This is a genomic window from Massilia sp. 2TAF26, assembly GCF_052115005.1.
Classification (GTDB): domain Bacteria; phylum Pseudomonadota; class Gammaproteobacteria; order Burkholderiales; family Burkholderiaceae_D; genus Telluria.
Genome location: NZ_JBFRFV010000149.1, coordinates 1 through 368 on the forward strand (window position 1 = coordinate 1; position 368 = coordinate 368).

1 protein-coding gene is annotated in these 368 nt (G+C 61.4%); it reads left to right on the plus strand.

The features are described from left to right. Nucleotides 1–103: 103 nt before the first annotated feature. Nucleotides 104–368 (plus strand): oxidoreductase (locus AB4Z32_RS27890; RefSeq protein WP_442125037.1); only part of this gene is annotated, 265 nt, incomplete at its 3' end.

Here is a 368-nt window from a genome sequence, read left to right on the forward strand (position 1 = left end):
CCACCATCCAGCGCGACGAATTCGGTTTGGCTGCGGGCAAGGACTTTGGATTCAAAATGAATGTGGATCTGCGCATCCAGGTCGAGGCGCTGAAGGAGGAATAATGAGCCAGCTGTTTTCACCTTATGCGATCGGGCCGCTGCAGCTGGCGAACCGCATCGCCATTGCACCGATGTGCCAGTATTCCGCCGACGAAGGCCGCGCGACGCACTGGCACATGGTCCACCTCGGCCACCTGGCCTTGTCCGGTGCCGCGCTGCTGATTCTGGAAGCGACCGCCGTTTCGCCTGAAGCGCGCATTTCGCCTCACGATCTGGGGCTGTGGTCCGATGAACATGAACAGGCGCTGCTGCCGGTAGTGCAGGCGG